This window comes from Methanomassiliicoccales archaeon, assembly GCA_036504055.1.
Taxonomy (GTDB): domain Archaea; phylum Thermoplasmatota; class Thermoplasmata; order Methanomassiliicoccales; family UBA472; genus DASXVU01.
Genome location: DASXVU010000013.1, coordinates 21,375 through 27,600, shown reverse-complemented (window position 1 = coordinate 27,600; position 6,226 = coordinate 21,375). Strand labels below are relative to the sequence as shown.

At 54.5% G+C, this 6,226-nt stretch carries 6 protein-coding genes; 3 read left to right on the top strand and 3 right to left on the bottom strand.

Annotation, left to right across the window (positions count from 1 at the left end; all coding sequences use genetic code 11):
- From VGK23_03665 to VGK23_03655, 3 genes are all read left to right on the top strand, one after another.
- On the top strand, positions 1-2,313 hold a 2,313-nt coding region (locus VGK23_03665), incomplete at its 5' end, for an ATP-binding protein (protein ID HEY3419628.1).
- Positions 2,314-2,376: 63 nt separating this feature from the next.
- A complete protein-coding gene (locus VGK23_03660; protein HEY3419627.1) occupies positions 2,377-2,751 on the top strand; it encodes a response regulator in 375 nt (124 codons plus the stop codon).
- A gap of 40 nt (positions 2,752-2,791) precedes the next feature.
- Positions 2,792-3,358: a flavodoxin family protein gene (locus VGK23_03655; protein ID HEY3419626.1), complete on the top strand. Its 567-nt coding sequence runs from the start codon at positions 2,792-2,794 to the stop codon at positions 3,356-3,358.
- Here the strand turns inward: VGK23_03655 and VGK23_03650 are convergent.
- The 3 genes from VGK23_03650 to VGK23_03640 form a co-directional block, all read right to left on the bottom strand.
- The gene (locus VGK23_03650; GenBank protein HEY3419625.1) at positions 3,351-4,124 is read right to left on the bottom strand and encodes a PrsW family glutamic-type intramembrane protease; all 774 of its coding nucleotides are present in this window, start codon (positions 4,122-4,124) and stop codon (positions 3,351-3,353) included. The two genes, VGK23_03655 and VGK23_03650, sit on opposite strands and share 8 nt — an antisense overlap.
- Before the next feature lie 65 nt (positions 4,125-4,189).
- Positions 4,190-4,888 carry a hypothetical protein gene (locus VGK23_03645; GenBank protein HEY3419624.1) on the bottom strand — a complete coding sequence of 233 codons (699 nt, stop codon included), beginning with the start codon at positions 4,886-4,888 and terminating at the stop codon, positions 4,190-4,192.
- Between the two features lie 190 nt (positions 4,889-5,078).
- A complete protein-coding gene (locus tag VGK23_03640; GenBank protein ID HEY3419623.1) occupies positions 5,079-6,107 on the bottom strand; it encodes a HisA/HisF-related TIM barrel protein in 1,029 nt (342 codons plus the stop codon).
- Positions 6,108-6,226: the final 119 nt, after the last annotated feature.

Below are 6,226 nucleotides of genomic sequence, written 5' to 3'. Positions count from 1 at the left end.
GGAACAAGACTGTTGGAACTGGTGGACGGTTCCGATGTTGAATCCTTCTCAGAGATCATCGAAAGATGCTCCCATGACACGGCAGCCTCCGGTAGCATGACGGTCAAACTTCGATCGATGAAGGGCACAGAGGTTTTGTGCCATCTCAACGTTAGTCCCGTCGTAGAGAGGGGCATTGTGGTAGGCATCAGCGTATTCGGGCGGAGGGTCCAGGCAGAGAACGCCATCATGGGCTCGATGCGGCTGTCATCCCAGCTCATGGATGAACTGATGACATTTGTGCATCTGATGGTGATCGCCTTTGACCAGACCGGAAAGATAATCGTCTATAACAAGACGGTCGAGGAGGTGATATCGCGCTCCAGTAGTGAAGTGCTAGGCTCCCAGATAATGGACATACTCGATCCTAAGGAGATACAGAAAACAGAGGTGATGCAGGCCATCCATGATGTCCTCGGCGGAAGGATGCTCACGCTGAAGATGCCGTTGCTCTCCGCCACTGGAACCCTCTTCCTGAACTGGCGGCTGACACCCCTGAAGGACGACCAAGGAAATACGATGGGAGTGTTGGCCCTAAGTAACGATCCGACCCATGCTGTCAAAATGGCCAAGGATATCGAGCAACTCGGTCGACACATGGAGATCTTGGCGGAAACCTCTCGGGACATCAGCGATAATCTTGATCCCACCGAGTCCATAGACCACGAACTGATCCGAATGGTGAAGGCTCTGGATTTTGATTTCGCCATCTTTCGCCTGATCGATGAGGGTAACATACCTCAGATGTTCTGTTCCGGGGTGGATTTCCGAAACGGCCGCGCTCTCCTGGAATCTCCCCTCGAGAACGGCACAGCCCTGTACACCAGCGTGGAGAACGGCAACATATTCGCCTCCGAGGACCTGCAGAAGGATAGAAGAATATCGATCCATTACGACAGACCGAGGGCCATCATATGCCTCCCGGTTCAATTCCGTCGGGAATCATACGGTTGTGCGATATTCGGCAGTTTTCTTCCGATGTCAGACATCATGAGCAAGGAAACGGTCCTGCAGGTGTTCTGCAATCAGGTGGCGATCTCACATCGGAACGGCAAGCTACATCGCCGGCAGGTCCGAAGCAACAACGAATTCCAGATACTCTATGAGGCGTCAAAGGTATTATCCAGCACACTCGATCATAAAGAAGTGATCGTCGCCATACTGCATAAGGCCAGGCAGCTGGTGAGCGCCGAGAATTGCCTTTTGTTCGAGATGGATCCCCGTGACGGCAAATTGCGTTGCACCCAGAACGCATGTCAGACCCCCATGAACGTTGCGGGGTTGGAAGTGGAAGTGGGGGTAGGCATTACTGGCCTGGTCGCCAAGACCGGGCAGGGCATTCTTCTGGAAAGGGCCGACCTGGACGACAGATCGGTGTTGCTCGAGGGTACGCAGGACGACCCAAGTTCGTTGATCTGTGTTCCCATGAAGTTCGGGGAAGACATCCTTGGTGTGATCACCCTGGAAAAGAGGCCGGGACTTCCCTTCACCTCGAGGGAGTATAAGCTGGTGGAGATGTTCTCCTTCCTGGCAGCGACGGCCATCAAGAATGCCAGCACCTACTCCCGGGTCAAGGAGAAAGCATCCCGCCAGCAAGTGTACAACATACTGCTGACCCATGACGTGGCCAACTACAATGTTCCCATCCACGGGTTCCTGGAGATGCTGCTGACCGATCCCAAGCTCGACGATAGGCAAAGGCGCTATGTCAAGAGCGCCTTGGCCCAATCCGAGAACATCTCTTCGCTGATATCCGATGTGCGTCGGCTGTGGAAGCTCAAGGCGATGGAACAGAGCCCCCTGTTACCGGTGGACCTCTCTCCCATCCTTTCCGAGGCCATCCATGATATCCAAATGAACGCATTGTACGGGGACTATCACATCGCCTTCAATTCACCTCCAGGAAAGCTCACGGTCAAGGCGGACAGCTTTCTGAAGGACGTTTTCTACAACCTGCTCAGCAATGCCTGCAAATACGGTGACCAGAAGCCTATCGAAGTGACCGTTTCCGAGCACTCGGAGAATGGGGTTGACTACTTCCGCATCTCCGTCGCCGACTACGGACACGGAATTCCCGATGAGAGGAAGGATTTCCTGTTCAAGAGATTTGACCAGCTGGATTCTGAATCGGCGGCGGAGGGGCACGGACTGGGCCTTTCAGTGGTCAATGCCCTGGCGGAACGGTACGGGGGCCGGGTATGGGTCGATAATCGCGTCACCGCGGACTTCACAAAGGGTTCCATCTTCTCCCTGATCATTCCAAGGGTAAGGTGAAATATGTTGAATGGGTTATACTTCCGGTAGTACAGGAAGGTCGGCTTTTTGGGGGTGAATTCAATGATCAAAGTGCTCATGGTAGACGACAACGTTGAACATATCCAGCTCTGCTCGGAATTTTTGCCAGATGATGAGTTCGAGGTTGACGCTGCCTACACCGGCGGTCAGGCCATTGATAAGTTGAAGACCAGAAAATACGACATCATCATCCTTGACTACAAGCTGCCGGATATCAATGGGATCGATCTGTTGAAGAAGATCCGGCCGATGGGTCTTCAGATACCCGTTCTTTTCGTATCCGCCCTGGATGATCCCGACCTGAGTTTCGAGGCTATGAAGGAAGGGGCATGTGACTACATAGTCAAGACATTCCAGTACTATAACAAACTACATGAACGCATCATCGAGAACCTGGAAAATTGTAAAATGCGATGATGGTCGCGGCACCCTCGTCCAGAACAAGGAATCGTTGCATATGGTAACGGTCGTTGGCATCCTCGGAAGCCCTCACGCGAAGGGAAACACCGCAACACTGCTCGAGTCGTTTCTTGCCGGTGCCCGTGATGCAGGGGCGGAGACGGTCCGGTTCGATGCAGCTGAGATGGCAATTTCCGGCTGCAGGGCCTGCAACGATTGCCAGGATACTGGTGTATGTGTAGTGGACGATGACATGGAAAGGATCTACGAGGCCATCTGCCGGGCTGACGTGCTCGTGCTTGCCACCCCATTGTATTTTTCCGGGATGAGCAGCCATCTCAAGGCAGTTATCGATAGGTGTCAATGCCTATGGCAGAACGCAAGGAGGGGGAAGGCGGTCCAGGACAAAAGTGCCTACCTGCTGAGCGTGGGTGCGATGGAGAACGCGAATTTCAGGAACGTTCTGTCCGAGGTGCGATCATTCTGCATCGGGGTCGGTATCACCTTTCGTGGCGAGGTCACTGTTCCAGGGGTGGAGGCGGAGGGTGATATATTGACACATGGCGATGATCTGGACCGAGCCTATCTGATGGGTAGGGAAGCCGTCTCGGCAGCTCTCATCTGAGGCATCCGTTGACCCTATCCAGGCGCTGAATGCTGGAGCGGATCCAGGTGAAGACGATCCATGCCAGGAGGAAGCTCAGTATGAGCCCTATCAACGATACGAACGCCACATCCGAGGTGAAGTTCCCCATGATGGCGAACAGATTGAAGGACGCGTGCAGCACCACCGCCCCGGCGTAATACAGGACCCACGATTGAGGATGTCCCGCCATCCTGTGGAATTTTGACAGAGCTATGCCATAACCGGTCACGGCCGTGGCCGAAGCGTGCAACAATGTCGATGTCAAGGCGCGGCTGATGGCTATGACCAGGAACACCTCGGTGCCCGATACCAGTGCAGAACCGTTGTACAGAATGTTCTCCACCGCCGCAAATCCAAGACCTGCCGCCGCCCCGTAGACCAGGCCGTCCTCGATCTCGTTCAGTCTTGGGCTCATGAACAGGACTGCCCAGGACTTGGTGAACTCCTCAACTATCGGGGCGATGAACACCGCCAGTATCAGCAACTGCAGGTTCTGGTCGTTGGGCTGTATCCCCCAGAACCCCTGGTTAAGAACGCTGCCAGGACTGAAAAGGGTACCGACCAGGAATGATTCGATGATGAACGCCGCGCTCAGAGAGACCACCGCCGCAAATGCGAACGCCATCAGGACCGAACCCATCGATTCCCGCCGGCACAACTCCGCGTTCCTAACCCAGATGAGATACAGGATCGGAGGGGTGACCGAAACGATGACAACCAGGACCAGGCCAATAAAATCGACCATACAACTCGTGGAACAATTCGTACCATGAGGTAATTAATGTCTCTGTTCGCCGACCTTTCTCAGAATCAGTGTTGTGGCATGTCCTGGGGTCTTGCCCCTCTCCTTGAACCGATCGCCAACCAGACGATGCAGACTCCACCCACTATGGCGAACACCAATGCCCAAACGCCTCCTGAGATGGAGTTGTCCAGGTTCGTGACCATCGAAAGCGGACGGTGTATGTTGCCATAGAACACCATAAACCACCAGGACGCGACCACCGAAAGGACCAGGCTGAGCTGGAGCAACTTCAACGAGCTCTTACCATGAATCACCAATCCCCACGAGCCGGCCAGGATCCCCCATACTAGCAAAGCGAAGCCAGCGTCCGCCGGGAATCCCCAATATACTGCGAATGGGATCATGATGGTCTGAGCGACGGAAGCGGCGATGGCCCCATTACCGATATGTTTCCAATCCCATCCCTTCACGGCAACCACCGCCGTGCCCATGAAGAGCAGGCCGTTCATTATTCCGGAGATAGCCATCACAAGGAACTGGTTCGAACCGGGGTTCCAGATGAGCCAGAAAGCGAAAAGGAACAGACTGATGCCGGCCACGAGCGACCCCATGGCGCCGATCGGTTGTTCTGGAACCATATCCTCCGGTGTGGACTTCTTCCTCCACCAGTTTGGCGCCTCCTCGGTGCCGCTGCAGAAGAAGATCCAGTGACACAGCCCATAGACCAGACCGATCATCGCGAAGGCTATGCCGTTGAGTCCCATGGTGACATCCTAGACGCACTCATGTGGGTGCGAGTCTTGGCAGTCAACCAGATTTGGAATACATAATCCTAACGCCGTTCAAACCCATTCTCAAGCTATCCGTCTGGTCGGAGATGTCCGGAGGCATGCTCTTGAGTTCAGCCGACCGATCCGGCATACTCCATGGCCAAAGGCCTCTTGACGGACCTGATCAGATCGTGTTGTTCGCAGAAGTGCTAGAGGGCGCTTCAAGCCTGGTCGGGGTTGAGGTGATCGTTGTGGTGGCGGCACCCTCCGGTGATTCGATGATGTCCTCGATGATCGGGGTGAAAGGGTCCACCAAGGCTCCGGACACGCCCATCTTCTCCAGGGATTCGAAATCCTTTTCTGTTATTCCACCACCCACGTGGAGGGTGATGCCATGGCCGAGGGCACTGGCTACCATCTCTTCGGAATAACCGGAACCGGTCCCCAACCTTGGTAGGTCTATGATGGCGATCTCTTCGAAGCCTATGTTCTTCAGGGCCTCGATCGCCTCACCCAGATCGGCCGGTCCTGCCCCAGGCCTTTCCCATACCACACGGTTATCCACATACAGACAGGGGATACACTTATCCGAAAGCTCGAACAGTTCCTTGAACATGTTTATGTTACGGCAGCAAAGGCTGCCAGCCACCGCATAGGAGACGCCCATGGCGAAAGCGTCGAAAAGGTCATCCTCGTTTCTCATACCGATCTCGAGCCACACGCTGTTCTTCCTTTTGAGGAGCTGTCGCAGAACGTCGAAGTTGGGACGCGCCTCGATGATCCCAGCCAGGTCCATCAGCATTATTTCCGATGCATTGTATCTCTGCCCGGACACCGCCTTCCAGTACTTGCTGAACTTGGCGCTGTAATCGGTCCTGGCCAATCTTGTTCCGTCCCATTTTACGCTGACCACTTCGGCCACGCTGCCCAGCGGCAGGTCGTTGCTGCCTACAGAGAAGAAGCCTCTCGTATCCACTGGCAGTATTGGTATATGCTTGAACGTGTCCGCTTGGTCATTTTGGTCCATGTTGGCGCCTCGGAATGATAGTCTCTCTTTTTCGGTCGTGAAATCGAGTGGAACGGCCAATTTGCCGCAGGAGCGGCAGCGAAAGCTGCCATCCTTGTTGTCCACTCCGGCCAGCGGGCCTCCGAATATTATCTTTGGGAAGATGTCCTCGCTCCCACAGTAAGGACACGCTCTGATGCGATTCATGTCGGTCTAGTTGCTACTAGCATGTCTGATTACTAGTTTATGCTTTCCCTAGAAGAGGGCGGTGGCATGTACTTCATTCTACATATGCTGACAGAGCTGACTCAGGTTTTCCTGTCGGT